General features: G+C 66.6%; 14 protein-coding genes and 1 pseudogene. 9 read left to right on the forward strand and 6 right to left on the reverse strand.

Annotated elements, in window-relative coordinates; all coding sequences use genetic code 11:
- The first annotated feature begins 192 nt into the window (after positions 1–192).
- Together K7W03_RS23155 and K7W03_RS23160 are read left to right on the forward strand one after the other, a co-directional pair.
- On the forward strand, positions 193–1,515 hold the full coding sequence (locus tag K7W03_RS23155; RefSeq protein ID WP_025548685.1) for a NupC/NupG family nucleoside CNT transporter: 1,323 nt from the start codon (positions 193–195) through the stop codon (positions 1,513–1,515).
- A gap of 61 nt (positions 1,516–1,576) precedes the next feature.
- A pseudogene (locus K7W03_RS23160) lies at positions 1,577–2,632 on the forward strand (DUF1176 domain-containing protein).
- Positions 2,633–2,702: 70 nt separating this feature from the next.
- On the opposite strand, the gene egtD reads toward K7W03_RS23160, so the two are convergent.
- Both egtD and egtB read right to left on the reverse strand, forming a co-directional pair.
- Positions 2,703–3,659: an L-histidine N(alpha)-methyltransferase gene (gene egtD / locus K7W03_RS23165; RefSeq protein WP_222887437.1), complete on the reverse strand. Its 957-nt coding sequence runs from the start codon at positions 3,657–3,659 to the stop codon at positions 2,703–2,705.
- A gap of 4 nt (positions 3,660–3,663) precedes the next feature.
- Positions 3,664–4,932 (reverse strand): ergothioneine biosynthesis protein EgtB, encoded by a 1,269-nt coding sequence (gene egtB, locus K7W03_RS23170; protein ID WP_222887438.1) that lies wholly within the window; start codon positions 4,930–4,932, stop codon positions 3,664–3,666.
- A gap of 161 nt (positions 4,933–5,093) precedes the next feature.
- On the opposite strand from egtB, the gene coaBC reads away from it, so the two are divergent.
- From coaBC to K7W03_RS23190, 4 genes are read left to right on the forward strand one after another with little or no spacing between them, the layout of a single operon-like run.
- The gene (coaBC, locus tag K7W03_RS23175; protein WP_222887439.1) at positions 5,094–6,350 is read left to right on the forward strand and encodes a bifunctional phosphopantothenoylcysteine decarboxylase/phosphopantothenate--cysteine ligase CoaBC; all 1,257 of its coding nucleotides are present in this window, start codon (positions 5,094–5,096) and stop codon (positions 6,348–6,350) included.
- The gene (gene dut, locus K7W03_RS23180) at positions 6,325–6,789 is read left to right on the forward strand and encodes a dUTP diphosphatase (protein ID WP_025548678.1); all 465 of its coding nucleotides are present in this window, start codon (positions 6,325–6,327) and stop codon (positions 6,787–6,789) included. Before coaBC ends, dut begins: the two co-directional genes overlap by 26 nt.
- Positions 6,786–7,562 (forward strand): HesA/MoeB/ThiF family protein, encoded by a 777-nt coding sequence (locus K7W03_RS23185; RefSeq protein WP_222887440.1) that lies wholly within the window; start codon positions 6,786–6,788, stop codon positions 7,560–7,562. The genes dut and K7W03_RS23185 overlap by 4 nt, the downstream gene beginning before the upstream one ends.
- Positions 7,550–7,915, forward strand: coding sequence for a DsrE family protein (locus K7W03_RS23190; protein WP_044660207.1), 366 nt, complete (start codon positions 7,550–7,552; stop codon positions 7,913–7,915). The genes K7W03_RS23185 and K7W03_RS23190 overlap by 13 nt, the downstream gene beginning before the upstream one ends.
- A gap of 197 nt (positions 7,916–8,112) precedes the next feature.
- Here K7W03_RS23190 and K7W03_RS23195 read toward each other — a convergent pair whose 3' ends face one another.
- The 4 genes from K7W03_RS23195 to K7W03_RS23210 are packed head-to-tail and all read right to left on the reverse strand — an operon-like array spanning position 8,113 to position 13,706.
- Positions 8,113–9,627 carry a Ppx/GppA family phosphatase gene (locus tag K7W03_RS23195; protein WP_025548673.1) on the reverse strand — a complete coding sequence of 505 codons (1,515 nt, stop codon included), beginning with the start codon at positions 9,625–9,627 and terminating at the stop codon, positions 8,113–8,115.
- 5 nt (positions 9,628–9,632) lie between these two features.
- Positions 9,633–11,771 (reverse strand): RNA degradosome polyphosphate kinase, encoded by a 2,139-nt coding sequence (locus K7W03_RS23200; protein WP_025548671.1) that lies wholly within the window; start codon positions 11,769–11,771, stop codon positions 9,633–9,635.
- Positions 11,772–11,799: 28 nt separating this feature from the next.
- On the reverse strand, positions 11,800–12,414 hold the full coding sequence (locus K7W03_RS23205) for a chromosomal replication initiator DnaA (protein ID WP_222887441.1): 615 nt from the start codon (positions 12,412–12,414) through the stop codon (positions 11,800–11,802).
- 8 nt (positions 12,415–12,422) lie between these two features.
- On the reverse strand, positions 12,423–13,706 hold the full coding sequence (locus tag K7W03_RS23210) for a hypothetical protein (protein ID WP_025548668.1): 1,284 nt from the start codon (positions 13,704–13,706) through the stop codon (positions 12,423–12,425).
- A gap of 152 nt (positions 13,707–13,858) precedes the next feature.
- Here K7W03_RS23210 and purM point away from each other — a divergent pair, with 152 nt between their 5' ends.
- The 3 genes from purM to K7W03_RS23225 all read left to right on the forward strand — a co-directional run bounded on the left by purM (position 13,859) and on the right by K7W03_RS23225 (position 16,963).
- Positions 13,859–14,953: a phosphoribosylformylglycinamidine cyclo-ligase gene (purM, locus tag K7W03_RS23215; protein ID WP_222887442.1), complete on the forward strand. Its 1,095-nt coding sequence runs from the start codon at positions 13,859–13,861 to the stop codon at positions 14,951–14,953.
- 87 nt (positions 14,954–15,040) lie between these two features.
- Complete coding sequence (purN, locus tag K7W03_RS23220) at positions 15,041–15,988, forward strand: phosphoribosylglycinamide formyltransferase (protein WP_076605802.1); 948 nt, start codon at positions 15,041–15,043, stop codon at positions 15,986–15,988.
- Between the two features lie 45 nt (positions 15,989–16,033).
- Positions 16,034–16,963, forward strand: coding sequence for an ABC transporter ATP-binding protein (locus K7W03_RS23225; protein WP_061940625.1), 930 nt, complete (start codon positions 16,034–16,036; stop codon positions 16,961–16,963).
- The last annotated feature ends 84 nt before the right edge of the window (positions 16,964–17,047 follow it).

Below are 17,047 nucleotides of genomic sequence, written 5' to 3' on the forward strand. Positions count from 1 at the left end.
TGCGTTTAGACGATGTTCGGGTGGATTGCGGACATTCCCCCTCCCGCCTGCGGGAGGGGGAATGTCCGCAATCCACCCGAACATCGTCTAAACGCATTTGCACCATCGTAAAGTTACTGGCGTAAAGCTACTGGCCTCGCCGTTGCGGCGTCTCTATGGTCGCGCCGTTCGTTCTTCCCGCGAAAGCTTTTCATGCATCTTCTCATTGGCCTAGCCGGTATCGCGCTGATCCTTGCCATTGCCTTCGCCCTTTCCTCCGACCGCCGCGCCATCCGGCTTCGCGTCGTGGGCGCGGCTTTCCTGCTGCAGGCGGGCATTGCGCTGCTGGTGCTCTATGTCCCCGCCGGGCGCGCCGTGATCGCGGGTATGTCGCACGGCGTCGCCAATCTGCTCGGCTATGCGCAGGCGGGAACGGACTTCATCTTCGGCCCGCTCGCGAAACCGGAGATCGGCGGCGCGAGCTTCGCCATCGCCGCGCTGCCGGTCATCATCTTCTTCGCCAGCCTGGTGTCGATCCTCTATCATCTGGGCATCATGCAGCAGATCGTGCGCTGGGTCGGCGGCGCGATCGAGAAGGTGACGGGCGTGTCCAAGGTCGAAAGCCTCTGCGCCGCCGCCAATATCTTCGTGGGGCAGAGCGAGAGCCCGCTCGTCATCCGCCCCTATCTGGCGGGCCTGACCCCGCCCCAACTCTTCGCCGTGATGACCAGCGGCATGGCGGGCGTCGCGGGCACGATCCTGGCCGCCTACGCCTCGATGGGGATCAAGATCGACTATCTGCTGGCGGCCAGCTTCATGTCCGCGCCCGGCGGCCTGCTGATGGCGAAGATCATGATGCCCGACGAGCCGGAGCGCGAACCCGAACTCCCCCTGGGCGATCATCCCGAAGTCGTCCTGCCCGAAAGCCGGATCGGCGACACCGGCCCCGCCGCGCTGCTGCCGGGGGGAACGCCGGGCGAACCGATGCCGCCCGCCACCCATGACGAGGAAAAGCCCGCCAACCTCATCATGGCCGCAGCCCAGGGCGCGCAGACCGGCGTGAAGCTGGCCGTCGCTGTCGGCGCCATGGTGCTGGCCTTCGTGGCGCTGGTGGCGCTGGCGAACGGCATCCTCGGCGGCGTCGGCGGCTGGTTCGGCTATCCCGACCTCAGCTTCCAGCAACTGCTCGGCTATCTCTTCTCTCCGGTCATGTATCTGCTCAACATTCCCTGGAATGAGGCGCAGATCGCGGGCGGGCTGTTCGGCACCAAGGTCGTGCTCAACGAGTTCGTCGCCTATATCAATCTCGGCCAGGCGCAGGGCGCGCTGTCGCCGGCGACCGTCGCCATCGTCACCTTCGCGCTCTGCGGCTTCGCCAATTTCAGTTCGATCGCGATCCAGATGGCCGTCACCGGCAATCTCGCGCCCAACCAGCGGCCGGTGATCGCCCGGCTGGGGCTGAAGGCGCTGGTGGCGGGCAGCCTCGCCAATCTGATGAGCGCGGCGCTGGCGGGCCTGATGCTCAGCCTGCGATGATCGTTCCGATTCTATAACGAAAGTTCTACCCGTCGCTGGCAGGATCGGCTATGGTTAACGCATGGGGGCGAAACGCATATTTGGACTGACGGCCATGCTGTCGGTGGTGATGGCAGCGGCGCCGGCTGGGGCGCAAGTGCCGAAGCCGGGCAGGCTGGAAAGCTACAAGGACTGGACCATCGGTTGCGACAACGGCAACCGGTGCGAGGCCGTCTCCCTGCTGCCAGAAGGCGGCGACTGGCCCGATGCGCCGGTCATGCTGGGGATCGCGCGAGGGGCGGGGGCCGACGCCGATCCCGAAATCCGGGTGAGCCGCGACGCCAAGGGCCGGGAGGCGCTGGACTTCCTGATCGACGGGCGAAAGCTTGCCAGCGTGGCGAGCGTGGACGGCGAAGCCAGTCTGGAAGGGCAGCAGGCGTCCGCACTGGCCATTGCCATGGCGAAGGGCGGACGCATGGAGATCCGCGCCGGCGCGAGGGCGATCGACCGTCCGTCGCTCGCCGGCTTGACCGCTGCGCTCCGCTATATGGATGCGAAGCAGGGCAGGGCGGGCACCATGGCGGCCCTCGTCGCGACGGGACCGCTCGCACGCAGCGCCGTGCGTCCCGCGCCTTCCATCCCCACGATCCGGCGCGTTGCCGTACCCGGCGGCGCGCAGCCGCCCGCGCTCTGGCGGGAGGAACTGACGGCACTCGGCATCTTCACGGGTTGCGCCGACGAGATGAGGGGCGCATCCTCTCCTCCCGAGTTGCACCGGCTGTCGAAGACCGAGACGCTGGTTCTGGTGCCCTGCGGCGCCGGAGCCTATAATTTCACATTCGTCCCCGCGATCGCCATCGGCATTCCCGGCCGCCGAACCTTCCGCTTCGCCGGCTTCGACTATCAGCCGGGCTGGAGCGAGGAGGCCGGCCATCCCATGCTGGTCAATGCAGGCTAGGCGCCGGAGACCTCCACCTTGCAAAGCTATGCCAAGGGCCGGAGCCTGGGGGATTGCGGGGGTAGTGAAACCTATGTCTGGGACGGTTCGCGCTTCCGCCTGGTAGAGGCGAGTGCGATGGGGAAATGCCGCGGCGCCTGGCACTGGATCACCACATGGTCGGCCAAAGTGACGGACTGAAGGCCGGAATTTCCTGTCGATTCGCCGTGCCGCCGCCCTGGCTTCTTTTTTCGCGCCTGGAAATCGCCCCTTAGGCTTCTGCCAATATCAGCGAGAACAGCTCGTCCGCATCGCTCCATTCGCGCACCGGCTCCCATCCCCCGGCGCGCAGCAGCAGCCTTTCGTCGCGTGCGCCATATTTGTGGCTGCTTTCGGTATGGATCGTCTCGCCCGCGGCCATGCGGAAGCATTGGCCCGCGACGTGGAAGTGAAGCGGCCGCACCGCCTCCAGATGCATTTCGATCCGCGCCTTGTCGTCGTTCCAGATGGCGCGATGGAGGAAGCCGTCCAGCGGCAGGTCGCCCTCCAGTTCCCGATTGATGCGCGCGATCAGATTGAGGTTGAACGCAGCCGTCACCCCCGCGGCATCGTCATAGGCGGCGACCAGCCGGTCACGGTCCTTGATCCGGTCCATGCCGATCAGCAGCATCGCGTCCTTGCCCAGCAGGCGCCGCATTGCCCGCAACAGGTCCACCGCCGAATCGGGTTCCATATTGCCGATGGTCGACCCGGGGAAAAAGCCGAGGCGCGGCAGCCCCTCTATCGCCGCCGGCAAGGCCAGTTCGCCGTTGAAGTCGCCCACCACCGGCAAGACCGGCAGCCCCGGAAAGGCCGACGCCAATTCAGCGCTCGAAGCGCGAAGAAAGTCGCCGCTGATGTCGATCGGCACATAGGCGGCTGGATCGATGGCGCGCAGCAGATGCGGGGTCTTGCGCGAACTGCCTGCACCGAACTCCACCACCGCCCGCCCCGCGCCGATGGCGGCGGCGAAATCCGCGCCATGCCGTTCGAGCAGGGCGGTTTCCGTGCGCGTCGGATAATATTCCGGCAGGTCCGTGATCGCTTCGAACAGTTCCGACCCGCGCCGGTCGTAGAACCAGATGGGCGGGGTCGCCTTGGGCTCGCGGGACAGGCCCTCGATAATGTCCCGCCGGAAGGCCGGGTCAGGCGCGCGCAGGGACAGCGGGGCATCTTCGGTCAGCAGCATCGCGTCAAAGATCCTTTGCCAGCCGCAGTCCGGTGAACTGCCAGCGTTGATGGGGGTAGAAGAAATTGCGGTAGCTTGCCCGCATATGGCCGCGCGGCGTGGCGCAACTGCCGCCCTTCAGCACGAACTGCCCCGACATGAACTTGCCATTATATTCACCCACCGCGCCGTCCGCCGCGCGGAAGCCGGGATGCGGGCGATAGGCGCTGCCCGTCCACTCCCAGACATCGCCGAACATCTGCGTCAGCGTGGAGCCGCCATCCGCCGCGCGGGGGCGGGGACAGGCCGGACCGTCCAACTGGTTTCCGCTGGTCGGCGCGACATTGAGGGCGGCGCTTTCCCATTCCGCCTCGGTGGGAAGGCGCGCCCCCGCCCATCGGGCATAGGCATCCGCTTCATAAAGACTGATATGACTGACGGGCGCGGCGGTATTGACCGGCTTGCGCCCGTCCAGACCGAAGCGCGTCCAGCCTTGCTCGCCCCGCCGCCAGTACAGCGGCGCCTCGACCCGCTCGGCCTGCACCCATGCCCAGCCGTCGGACAGCCAATGGGCGGCGTCGGCATAGCCGCCATCCTCGATGAAGGCGATCCATTCGCCATTGGTTATCGGCCTGTGCGCCAGGGCATGCGGGTGGAGCACCGTCTTGTGGCGGGGGGTCTCGCAATCGAAGGCAAAATCGCTTTTGCCGTCATCGCCGATCTCCACGAGCCCCTGCCGGCCCTCGATCCAGTGGAGAGGTCCGGGGACGGGCGCTGGCAGCGCATTGGGCGCGTCGTACAGCGCCGGTTCCAGCGGATTGAGCGACAGAAGATGCTGCACGTCGGTCAGCAGCAGTTCCTGATGCTGCTGCTCATGGTGGAGGCCCAGCAGCACCAGCGCCTGCACATCGGGCATCAGCATCGGCAGGGCGGTGGTCAGCGCCTCGTCGACTTGGGCGCGATAGGCGCGGATTTCCTCCAGCGTCGGCCGTGTCAGCATGCCCCGCATCGGCCGCGCATGCCGTGGACCTTCGGCCTCATAATAGCTGTTGAAAAGATAGGCGTAATGCGGATTGAAGGGTACATAGCCCGCCACATGATCGCGCAGGACGAAAGTTTCGAAGAACCAGCTTACATGCGCCAGATGCCATTTGGCGGGGGACGCGTCGGGCATGGACTGGACCGTCGCGTCCGCATCGGACAGCGGCGCGGCAAGCGCTTCGCTCAGCGCCCTGACCTCGCGATAGCGGGTGATGAGGTCGATCTGGCTCGGTACGGTCCGGCTTCTTGCCATGCATGCCCCTTCGATACGGTTGCGCCGCTCTCCTGGAATAATCGCATGAAGGGGCGGATCGGTTCCGGCCGGGCCGTTTCGCCGCCCTTCGATGATTGCGCATGGGGACGATGGGAATGGCTGGACAAGGGCCCGCCGCTTGCCCAAATGATGGGCCTGTCATGACCAAGCGCATCCTTCTCATCGTTTCGGGCGGCATCGCCGCCTATAAGTCGCTGGAACTGGTGCGGCTGCTGCGCAGGCGCGGCATCGCGGTGCGGGCGGTGCTGACGGAAAGCGCGGAGAAATTCGTGACGCCGCTGTCGCTGGGCGTGCTGACCGAGGATCATGTCTATGGCGACATGTTCGACCTCAAGGAAGAGCGCGAGATCGGCCATATCCAGCTTTCGCGGCAGGCCGATCTGGTCGTGGTCGCGCCGGCGACGGCGAACATCCTGGCCAAGATGGCGGGCGGCATTGCCGACGATCTGGCGACGACGCTGCTGTTGGCGACCGACAAGCCGGTGCTCGCCGTTCCCGCCATGAACGTTCGGATGTGGCACCATGCCGCGACCCGGCGGAATGTCGCACAGCTCAAGGCCGATGGCGTGCATGTGATGGAGCCGGACAGTGGCGAAATGGCCTGCGGGGAATTCGGCAAGGGCCGTCTGCCCGATCCGGAAGCGATCGCGGCGGAGGTGGCGCGGCTGCTCGCCCGGCCGCTCGCCGCCGATCCGCTGGCCGGGCAGCCGGACTTCGAAACGGCCGACGCGCCGCTCGCCGGACGGCATGTGCTGGTGACGGCCGGCCCGACGCATGAGCCGATCGACCCGGTCCGTTACATCGCCAACCGGTCCTCCGGCAAGCAGGGCTTCGCCATAGCGGCGGCGGCGGCGCGGGCCGGCGCGCGGGTGACATTGGTGGCGGGGCCGGTATACCTGCCGACGCCGGCCGGCGTGACCCGCGTCGATGTGGAAACCGCGCGGGAGATGCTGGCCGCGGTGGAGGCGGCCCTCCCCGCCGACGCGGCGATCATGGTGGCGGCGGTGGCCGACTGGCGCACGGCGGACGCTGCGGACCAGAAGCTCAAGAAGGATGGATCGGGCAAGCCGGCGCCCTTGGCCCTGGTCGAGAATCCGGACATTCTCGCCACGCTGGGCAAACATGCGCAGCGTCCCGCCCTGCTGGTCGGCTTTGCCGCCGAGACGCAGAAGATCGCTGAACATGCGCAGGCGAAGCTGGCGCGCAAGGGCGCCGACTGGATCGTCGCGAATGATGTTTCGGGGCCGCCCGGCTCAAGCGTGATGGGCGGCGATTCCAACAGCGTGCACATCGTTTCGAAGGATGGCGTCGAGAGCTGGGACCATCTGCCCAAGGACGCCGTCGCCACCCGCCTGATAGAAAAGGTCGCCCATGTCCTCTCCTCTTCCGCCCATTGAAATTCGCCTGAAGCGCCTGCCCCATGGCGCCGGCCTGCCGGCGCCGGCCTATGCCACGGCGCATGCGGCGGGGATGGACGTCGTGTCGGCGGAGGACATCATCCTTGTGCCCGGCGGCCGGCATGCGGTGGCGACCGGCTTTGCCATGGCGATTCCCGAAGGCTATGAAGTGCAGGTGCGGCCGCGTTCCGGCCTGGCGCTGAAACATGGGATCAGCCTGCCCAATACGCCGGGGACGATTGACGCCGATTATCGCGGCGAGCTGAAGGTCATATTGATCAATCTGGGCGAAGAACCCTTTGTGATCGCGCGGGGCGACCGGATCGCGCAACTGGTCGCCGCGCCGGTGCAGATGGCGCGCTTTGCCGAAGTCGAGGAACTGGACGAGACGATCAGGGGCGCAGGGGGATTCGGATCGACGGGGGTTCGATCCCAATGACGCCCTTGCCCCTCACGGACGATCAGCTTGAGCGCTATGCCCGCCATATCGTGCTGAAGGAGATCGGCGGCGCGGGGCAGGCGCGGCTGCTGTCGGCGGATGTGGCCGTCGTGGGGGCGGGCGGGATCGGCAGCCCGGCCATCCTCTATCTCGCCGCGGCGGGCGTGGGCACGATCCGGGTGATCGATGACGATGCGGTCGCCCTCTCCAATCTGCAGCGGCAGGTGCTGTTCGGCACTCACGAGATCGGAGCGCCCAAGGCCGAAAGCGCGATGGCGGCGGTCGCGCGGCTCAATCCGGACGTGAAGCTGATCCCCATCAACGCCCGCATCGACGCGGACAATGCCGCGCTGATGCTGCGGGATGCCAATGTGGTGCTGGATGGCTGCGACAGTTTCGCGACGCGGCTGGCGGTGGCGGACTGCACGCAGAAGCTGCGGATTCCGCTGGTGTCGGCGGCGGTCGGGCCGTTTGAGGGGCAATTGGCCACCTATCGCGGTTGGGAGGCGGGCAAGCCCTGCTATCGCTGCCTGGTCGGGTCGCCGCAGGACGCGCCGGAGCGGAACTGTTCCGAAACCGGCGTGATCGGGGCGCTGACGGGGGTGATCGGCAGTCTGGCGGCGCTGGAGGTGATCCGAGCGCTTGTTCCCTTCGGCGATGACATGGCGGGGCGCTTGCTGCTGGCCGATCTGTTGTCGATGCGGTTTCGGACCGTGGCGGTGCCGAAGGATCCCGCCTGCCAGGGTTGCGCCGTGGAACTATGCGCGAGCTGAGGATCATCGTCGCGACGGCGGATGCGGAACGGCTGCGCGGAGCCTTGGTGATCGCGGCGGCTCAGGCGGCGTTGGGCGGCGGCGCGGCGCTGTTCCTGCAACTGGACGCGGTGAGCTTGCTGCGAGCGCCTCCGGAAGCGCCCTGCGACGAAGCGCATCGGGCATCGGGGCTGCCTTCGCTGGCGATGGTGATCGAAGAGGCATTGGGCTTGGGCGTGATCCTGCTTGCCTGTCAGAGCGGACTTGCGCTGTGCGGAATGACTGCCGATGATTTGCCGCAGGGCGTTGAGGTCGGCGGCCCGATGGGGTTCTTGCAGCAGACCGGCGAAGAGGCCCGGCTGATCTTTGCCTGAGCCGGTCGGCTGGCTCGGCTGGTCGGAAGCGGACGATTGCGACGCTTTCCTGAAGGCACAGCATGCTCATGCGAAAGCAGGCGCCCGGATCGGGCGGCGATGATGCACGGAAGGGAGGGCCGGGCCTGCCTGCGCAGGAGCAGGCTTCCTTCAGGGAAAGCAGAAGCTCCGCTCCCTGACCGCATTCAGTCAGCCCCCTACCAGGCCAGCCGGTACTTCACGCCCATGGCCTGGGCCAGTTGCCGCTGCCGCCGCTCGACCGCTTCTCCGAACAGATCGGCGTCCACGCTGCGCAGCCGCAGTTCGAGCACATTGCCCTCCATCTCCAGGCGGGAGGCGAGCAAAGGCCCCTCCACGCCGCCGGACAACCGCTGCCCCAATCTGATCGCCAGACCCCATAAGGTCGCTCGCTGAAGCGCTTCGGGCGGGGCCAGCCGCTCGATGCCGGGCGGCGTCGACAGGCCGCCGCCAAAATTGCTGTGCAGCGCCTGGGCCAGCATGGCTCGCTCGGCCGCGTTGATGCCGACCCAATTGCTGTGCAGCGCGATCTCGACGCCCCGGTCCGACCGGAAATCGGGATTGGCGCGCCACCCGACATCGGCCAACAGGCAGGCCGCCCGGCGAATCCGCCGCCACGCGCTGCCGTCCTCCAGGAACAGCGGCGCGATCCAGCGCTCGATCATGTCGCCATGGCCGGTAAAGCGCGCCTGCGCTTCGCCTTCGGCCTCCGCCGCGATCAGCAGCGGATCATGTGCCTGAATATCCGGGGGCAGATCGCTGAACAGCAGCCCCTCGCGCAGGCCATAGGCCGACACGACCAGCCTGCTCGACCTCAACTGGCGCACGATCACCGACAGCAGCGCCGCCGCATCCGGCAGGGTCGGCACGCGCGATCCGGTGATCTGGGGAATATCCTTGAACCGCGCCTTGCCGACATGGGACACGATGCGCGTCAATTGTTCGGCCCGCGCGGCAGGCATTTCATATTGGTGCACGACGGGAAGCGGGAACTGGGTCAATTCCATGTCGAACCGGGCCAGCGCGCGCCACGACCCGCCGACCAGATAGAAGGGCAGGCCGGCAGGCGCGTCCCAGCCCGCCTTGGCCAGCATCTTCCTGACCATCCGTTCCAGCACGGCCGGCCCCTTGGCGCGGATTTGCGGCAGGCGCAGCACGCCCAGCGGCAAGGACACCGTTTCATGCACGGCGCCGTCGCGGATTCGGGCCAGCTCAAGGCTGCCGCCGCCCAGATCTCCGACGATGCCGTCCGCGCCCGGAATGCCCGACAACACGCCATAGGCCGCGGCGACCGCCTCCTGCCCGCCGGACAGCAGCTCGACCTCCAGCCCCATGTCGCGGGCGCGCCGGATGAACTCGTCGCCATTTTCCGCGTCCCGCACCGCGGCGGTGGCGACGCAGCGCACCTCCTGCACCTCCATCTCGCGGCAGAGATGGGCGAAGCGGCCGATCGCGCGCAGCCCCCTGTCCATGGCTTCCGCCTCGATCCGGCCCGTCTTCCCCAGCGACGCGCCCAATCCCGCCATCACCTTTTCGTTGAAGAGGATGAAGGGGATGCGGCGCGGCCCGTCATAGACGACCAGCCGCACGCTGTTGGAACCGATGTCGATGATCGCCGTGCGCGCCTTCGCCTGATGCGGGGACGTCGCCATGCCGGGGGCGAGCGCCCGGACCTGGCTCAACATGGAATTCATGCCGATCAGGCCCGCCCGCGCAGGCGCAGCGTCGGCACCGCTTCGCTGTCCAGCGCGGCGCCACGGCCCGAAAGGGACGGGTTGGTCATGAAATAGCGGTGCAGGTTGAACGGCCGGTCGCCCGCCTCGACGCGGCTGTAATGGCCGTCGCTGTCCAGCACCCAGCTCTGTTCGGTGTCGATCAGGTTGGCGACCATCACCTGGTCCAGAATCTGGTCGTGCACGGTCGGATTTTCGACCGGCGCCAGGAACTCCACGCGCCGGTCGAAATTGCGCGGCATCCAGTCGGCCGAACTGATGAACACCTTCGCGCCATTATTGGGCAGCGCCTTGCCATTGCCGAAGACGGTGATCCGGCTATGTTCAAGAAAGCGGCCGACCACCGACTTCACCCGGATATTTTCCGACATGCCCGGCACGCCCGGCCGCAGGCAGCAGATGCCCCGCACGATGAGTTCGATCTGCACGCCTGCATTGCTCGCCGCATAAAGCTTTTCCATGATCGCCGGGTCCACCAGCGAATTCATCTTCGCCCAGATGGTTCCCGGCCGCCCGGCGCGGACATGCTCTATCTCCGCATCGATCAGGTCGCACAGGCGGTTGCGCAGGTCGCGGGGCGACATCACCAGCTTTTCCAGCCGCTGCGGCTCGACATAGCCGGTGATGTAATTGAACAGCGCCGCCGCATCGCGCCCATAGGCCGGATCGGCGGTGAAGAAGCTGAGGTCGGTGTAGATGCGCGCCGTCACCGGATGATAGTTGCCGGTGCCGAAATGGCAGTAGGTGCGGAACGCCTCCCCCTCCCGCCGGACGACCATCGACACTTTCGCATGGGTCTTCCAGTCGATGAAGCCATAGACCACCTGCACGCCCGCGCGCTCCAGCGCATCGGCCCACATCAGGTTCTGCTCCTCGTCGAAGCGGGCTTTCAGCTCCACCACCGCGGTCACGGACTTGCCCGCCTCGGCCGCGTCGATCAGCGCGCGGATGATCGCGGACTGCTTGCCCGCTCGGTACAGCGTCTGCTTGATCGCCACGACATCGGGGTCGGACGCCGCCTGCTTCAGGAAGGACACCACCACGTCGAAGGCTTCATAGGGATGGTGGACGACGATGTCCTTCGCCCGGATCGCGGCAAAGCAATCCCCGCCATATTCGCGGATGCGTTCCGGGAAGCGGGGGGCATAGGGCTCGAACTTCAGGTCCGGCCGATCCTCCTCGACGACGCCGGACAGGTCGCCGATGCCGACGAACCCTTCCACCTCCGCGATGATCGCCTCATGGCCCTGGAGCATGTCCTGCAACATCTCCTCGACCGGCTCGGGAATGCGTTCCTCTATCTCCATGCGGATCACGCGGCCCCGGCGGCGGCGCTTGATGGCGCTGCGGAAATAGCGGACCAGATCCTCCGCCTCTTCCTCTATCTCTATGTCGCTGTCGCGGATGATGCGGAAAACGCCGCTGTTGCGGACGCGATAGCCGGGAAAGAGATCGGCCGAGAAGCGCCGGATCACCGCCTCCAGCGCCATATAGCGGGCCGTTTCGCCCGGCATCCGCACGAAGCGGGCGAGTGAGGACGGTATCATCACCAGCTCGCGAATCGGCTCCTTGTCCGACAGCCGCTCCAGGTCGAAGACGATCGACAGCCCCTGATTGGGGATGAAGGGGAAGGGGTGCGCCGGGTCCAGCGCCTGCGGCGTCAGGATCGGGAAGACCTGCGTCAGGAAATGATCGCGCAGCCAGTTCTCGCAGGAGGGGTCGAGCGCGGTGGACGGGCCGATCACCTCTATCCCCACTTGCGCCAGTTCGCCGTGCAGCGCCCCCCACACCTTCTGCTGCGCGCCCATCAGCCGGGCGGTTTCCTCGCTGATGGCGGCCAGTTGCTGCGCCGGGGTCAGCCCGTCGGCGGATCGCATGTCGACATCCTGCAATTGCTGCCCCTTCAGGCCCGCCACGCGCACGGAGAAGAACTCGTCCAGATTGGCGCCGGAAATCGACAGGAAACGCAACCGCTCCAGCAGGGGATGCGCCCGGTTCATCGCCTCCTCCAGCACGCGCTGGTTGAAGGCCAGCCAGGACAGTTCCCGGTTGAAATAGCGGTCGCTGGGCAGGGTCAGGCTGGCGGAGGGGTCGGCTTCGGCCACATCTCTCTCATCGTTCGGAACCGGAGGATCAGTCCGGGACTATAGGCAAAAATCCCGCGTCTTGCAGGACATCTTTCGCCATAGCGGTAGAAATCTTACGTCCCGATGACAAAGCCGCCTCGTCCAGCAGGCGCGTCACGGCGGCGATGGCGGCATAGCTGCGCTCGATCCGGCGCAGCAGCCATTCGGGCAGGTCGGCGGCATAGCTTGCCCCGGCCGACGCCAGGGGCCGTTCGATCAGGGCGCGGGCCAGCGCCTCGTCCGGCTGCTCCAGCGCGACATGGGGCGCCGCCGCCAGCCGGGACCGCAGGTCGGGAAGGGCCACCTGCCATAGCGCGGGCGGCGCGTCCGCGATCAGCAGCAGCGGGCGCTGCGCCGTCTGCGCATCGTTCCAGGCGTTGAACAGCGCCTGCTCGTCCTGCCGTTGCGCATCGTCGATCATGGTCCCGCCGCTCTGCGCGACGAAATGGCGGCCCAGCGTCGAGCGGCCCGACAGGGGCGGCCCGCTCAGCACGCTGATCGCCAGCGGCCATCCCCGCCAGTTCTCCAGATGGCGGACGGCGATGCGGTTGGCGTCGCTGACCAGGAAATCCTCGCCGCTCGCCCGATCAGGCCGGTCGAACGGCAGGCTGATCTGTCTCATGGCGCCTTTCATTGCGCAGAGCCGGCTCCCGGTGTCCCACCCCTGCGGATGCGCAGCGTATTGCCGGACACGGCGACGTTATAGCCCTTCGCCGCCAGCGCTGCACGCAACATGTCGACCGTGCCGTCGAAGCTCACCTGCATGACCGACGTGCCGCCCAGCGCCAGGCTGCTCGTCGCCGCCGAACGCACGCCCGCGATGGAACGCACGGCGGCCTCGCCCTGCGCCACCGATCCGACGTCCGGGGTGTCGAACTGGATCGCGTAGCTGCCCGTGGTGGCGGCGGGCGTCGGCATGTCGAGCGTTTCCACCGGCAGATCGGCGGCATTTTCGATCTCCAGCGCATTGGGATCGACCGGCTCCTCGATGATCAGCGACGGATCGGGACGCAGGCGGCCGTCATTCAGCGCCTGGGTATAAAGCTGGTCGATCCGCTGCGTCGCCTGGTCCAGCATCTGCGGGATCGCGCTGTCGTTGGAGGCGCGCAGGGAAAAGCTGCCGATCAGGAAATTGTCGGGGCCGTAGCGCGCCGTGAAGGTGCCGGTCACCGGACCGCCCGGATATTGACGGTCGAGCCGTGCGATCGGGATCACCACGTCCGCCGCGCCATATTGGTCGAGCAGCACGCGCCACCACAGCCGCCCGCGCCGCCCGGTCTGCCCCGCGTTCAGCAGGATGGGATCAGCGATCGACCCGGCCACGCGGACATAGTCGATCGCGCTGTCGCCGGTGCGGAAACGCGCCCAGGCCCGCTGCCATTCGTTGATCCGCTCATAGGACACGGCCGACCCGCCGTCCCACAGCACCGGGATCACCAGCAGGGGCGGGGATCGCATGACATTGCCGGTCACGCCCAGCAACTGGCCCGTCCGCGCCCGGTCGAACATGACGCCCAGCGTGGCGACATAGCGGGTGGGCCCCGCCTGCTCATATTCGATCTCGATACCCGAAATCATGCCTTCAAGCTGCGAATCGGACAGGGCCGGCGCGCCGCTGCCGCCATGGGTCCGGGTCCACAGCATCTGCCACGCCCGCCGCTGCGCCAGCCGCCACCCGGCCTTGCGCGCGCTGTCGGCATCCTTGGCGAAGACGTCGACCTTCACATGGCTCACCTGGAAATCGCCGCCGCTGGCGATGGGGGGCACGCCGCGCTCCCCCTCCATCTGCGCGACCAGCGCCGCAGCGGCGAGGCCGAGCATGATCGCGCCCAGTATCTGGATCGGGCGCGACGCTGCGCGGAACAGGTTCAAAGGCCGGAGGGACAGGCCACGAAGGACAGAAGGCACGTTCACGCGCGTCCTTTTGGCGAGATTTGCCTGCGCTGCCAAGCGGCAACCCATTTCCCGTTCCGTTTTCGCGCACAATGTGCGTTATTTGGCTTGCCGCATTTTCTTAAGCCGTCAGATGTTTCCATCTGACTTGAAAATGCTTAGGGGCCACAGCCATGAGCGACACCGAATCCTACAGCTACGCCAAGGCTGGCGTCGACATCGCCGCGGGCAATGCGCTGGTTCGCGCCATCGCCCCGCTTGCCAAGGCCACCCGTCGCCCCGGCGCCGATGCGGAATTGGGCGGCTTCGGCGGTTTCTTCGACTTGAAGGCGGCCGGTTACGACGATCCGCTGCTGGTCGCGGCCAATGACGGCGTCGGCACCAAGCTGAAGCTCGCCATCGACCATAATGCCCATGACGGCGTCGGCATCGACCTGGTCGCCATGTGCGCCAACGACCTGATCGTGCAGGGCGCCGAACCGCTCTTCTTCCTGGACTATTATGCCACCGGCAAGCTGGAGAGCCGCGTTGCCGAACGCGTGATCGCGGGCATTGCGGAGGGCTGCAAGCAGGCCGGCTGCGCCCTTATCGGTGGAGAGACGGCGGAAATGCCCGGCATGTACGGGCCGGGCGACTATGACCTTGCCGGTTTCTGCGTCGGCGCGGTGGAGCGGTCCAGGGCGCTGACCGGCAACCGGGTCAAGGCGGGCGACGTGCTGCTGGGTCTCACTTCCTCGGGCGTGCACAGCAACGGCTTCTCGCTGGTGCGCCGCCTTGCCGCCGACAAGGGCTGGAAGCTCGACCGTCCGGCGATCTTCGATAATGAGGTGCTGTTGATCGACGCGCTGATGGCGCCGACGCGCATCTATGTGAAGTCGCTGCTGCCGCTGGTCCGGGCAGGCCGGATCAATGCGCTGGCCCACATCACCGGCGGCGGCCTGCTGGAGAATATCCCGCGCGTGCTGCCCGAAGGCTGCCATGCGGTTGTCGACGCCGACGGCTGGGAACAGCCGCGACTGATGGCTTTCCTCCAGGCGCAGGGCAATATCGAGCCGGAGGAAATGGCCCGCACCTTCAACTGCGGCGTCGGCATGGTGCTGGCGGTGGATGCGGATGCGGTGGACGCCGTGACTGCCGATCTGGAAGCAGCGGGCGAAACCGTGGTCCGCGTCGGCCTCGTGGAGGCGGGCGAAAAGGGTTGCACGGTCAAGGGCTCACAGGAAACATGGAGCGCCAGGGCCGACTGGACCGCCACGCATCTGGGGTAAGTCACTGAAACCCGTTCGTTTCGAGCGAAGTCGAGAAACGAAGTCACAAGGGTTCTCGACTTCGCGCGAACCGGACGGGGACTGCAAGTGAAGGCAAAGGTCGGCGTTCTGATTTCCGGACGTGGCTCGAACATGGCGGCGTTGCTCTATGCCGCCAGGCATCCGTCCTGCCCCTATGAGCTGGTGCTGGTCGCCGCCAACGATCCCGAAGCCCCCGGTCTGACCCTCGCCGCCGCCGAGGGCATCGCCACCTTCGCGCAGAGCCACAAGGGCCTGAAGCGCGCCGAATTCGACGCCATTATCGACAAGGCGTTGCGCGGGGCGGGCGCGGAATATGTCGCGCTAGCCGGCTATATGCGCCTCCTCTCGCCCGAATTCGTCGCCGGCTGGGAAGGCCGGATGCTGAACATCCACCCCAGCCTGCTGCCCAAATATAAGGGTCTCGACACCCATCGGAAGGCTTTGGACGCAGGCGATACCCATGCCGGCTGCTCGGTCCACATCGTTACGGCGGAACTGGACGACGGGCCGGTCCTTGGCCAGATCGAAGTCGCGATCCTGCCCGGCGACACCGCCGACAGCCTTGCCGCGCGCATATTGATGGCGGAACATCAGCTCTACCCGCGCACGCTGGCGGATTTCGTCACCCGCGAGCGCCAGCCCGAATGGCTGCTGAACAAAGTCCGTGAGCGCGCTCTGGCCCTGCCGCAGGCGGATGAGGTCACGTCCCACGGCATGCCCTGCTTCGGCATCGAAAAGGGCAAGAAATTCGCCTATTTCACGCAGGATCGTCATGGCGACGGCGTTATCGCCATCCTCGTCAAGACGACCGCGCCGGAAGAACAGGCGATGCTGATCGAAAGCGACCCCGCCCGCTATTACCGCCCCGCCTATTTCGGGGATGGCTGGGTCGGCATCCGGCTCGATCTGGGGGACACGGACTGGGACCAGATCAACGAACGGCTGGAGCGCAGCTGGCGGGAGGTCGCGCCCCGCAAACTCACGGCCCTGATGGACGCCGCCGACGAATTTTAACCCCGCTCTTTCCTTTCCAATGGCCCAACCCCACTATAGGCAGCCATGACCGACACCTCCCCCACTCCCGCCATAGAGATCGCCAACCTCACCAAGGTTTACAAGGGCGGCAAGCAGGCGCTCGACAATATCAACCTCTCCATCCCGCGCGGGCAGATTTACGGCCTGCTGGGGCCGAATGGCGCGGGCAAGTCGACCACCATCAACATCCTCGCCGGGCTGGTGAACAAGACCAGCGGCACGGCGAAAATCTGGGGCTTCGACATCGACCAGAACCCCCGCAACGCCAAGAACAGCATCGGCATCGTCCCGCAGGAGATCGTCTTCGACCCCTTCTTCACCCCGTTCGAGACGCTGGAGAACCAGGCGGGCTATTATGGCGTGCCCCGGGACCGCCGCCGCTCGATGGAATTGCTGCGCGCCGTGCATCTGGAGGACAAGGCCGACGCCTATGCCCGGACCCTGTCGGGCGGCATGAAACGCCGCCTGCTGGTGGCCAAGGCGATGGTGCACAGCCCGCCGATCCTGGTGCTGGACGAACCGACCGCCGGCGTCGACGTGCAGCTTCGCCAGCAGCTCTGGGCCTATGTGCGGGAGTTGAACCGCCAGGGCGTGACCATCGTCCTCACCACGCACTATCTCGAAGAGGCCGAGGAATTGTGCGACCGGATCGGCATCATCAACCATGGCAAGGTCATCACCGACAAGCCGACCCGCGAACTGATCGCCATGGCGCAGGAGAAGGTGGTGCAGGTGACGGTCGACCGTGATGTGGTGACGCCCCCCGCCGACCCCAGCTTCGAGAAGATCGAACTGTCGGACGAACGCACGCTGACGATCACCTATATGAAGAACCGCGCCAATGCGGGCCAGGTGCTGAGCGCCGTGCAGGCCAGCGGGCTTTCGATCGTCGACGTGGTAACGCGCGACCCGGACCTGGAGGATGTGTTCCTCAACCTGACCGCGGCGGCGTGAGGGAGAGGGATGCCTCTCCCCCTCCCGCAGGCGGGAGGGGGACGGAGGGTGGGCTGGCGCGACCTTTCAGAAGCAGGAATACGT

The organism is Sphingobium sp. PNB (assembly GCF_019873065.1).
Lineage (GTDB): Bacteria > Pseudomonadota > Alphaproteobacteria > Sphingomonadales > Sphingomonadaceae > Sphingobium > Sphingobium fuliginis.

What these genes read in the sequence shown, in the direction of transcription:
- K7W03_RS23225 (WP_061940625.1), top strand. Translation starts at nt 16,034, where the DNA reads ATGACCGACACCTCCCCCACTCCCGCCATAGAGATCGCCAACCTCACC.
- egtD (WP_222887437.1), bottom strand. Translation starts at nt 3,659, where the DNA reads ATGCTGCTGACCGAAGATGCCCCGCTGTCCCTGCGCGCGCCTGACCCG.
- K7W03_RS23195 (WP_025548673.1), bottom strand. Translation starts at nt 9,627, where the DNA reads ATGAATTCCATGTTGAGCCAGGTCCGGGCGCTCGCCCCCGGCATGGCG.
- dut (WP_025548678.1), top strand. Translation starts at nt 6,325, where the DNA reads ATGTCCTCTCCTCTTCCGCCCATTGAAATTCGCCTGAAGCGCCTGCCC.
- K7W03_RS23190 (WP_044660207.1), top strand. Translation starts at nt 7,550, where the DNA reads ATGCGCGAGCTGAGGATCATCGTCGCGACGGCGGATGCGGAACGGCTG.
- purM (WP_222887442.1), top strand. Translation starts at nt 13,859, where the DNA reads ATGAGCGACACCGAATCCTACAGCTACGCCAAGGCTGGCGTCGACATC.
- egtB (WP_222887438.1), bottom strand. Translation starts at nt 4,932, where the DNA reads ATGGCAAGAAGCCGGACCGTACCGAGCCAGATCGACCTCATCACCCGC.
- K7W03_RS23155 (WP_025548685.1), top strand. Translation starts at nt 193, where the DNA reads ATGCATCTTCTCATTGGCCTAGCCGGTATCGCGCTGATCCTTGCCATT.
- K7W03_RS23185 (WP_222887440.1), top strand. Translation starts at nt 6,786, where the DNA reads ATGACGCCCTTGCCCCTCACGGACGATCAGCTTGAGCGCTATGCCCGC.
- coaBC (WP_222887439.1), top strand. Translation starts at nt 5,094, where the DNA reads ATGACCAAGCGCATCCTTCTCATCGTTTCGGGCGGCATCGCCGCCTAT.
- K7W03_RS23205 (WP_222887441.1), bottom strand. Translation starts at nt 12,414, where the DNA reads ATGAGACAGATCAGCCTGCCGTTCGACCGGCCTGATCGGGCGAGCGGC.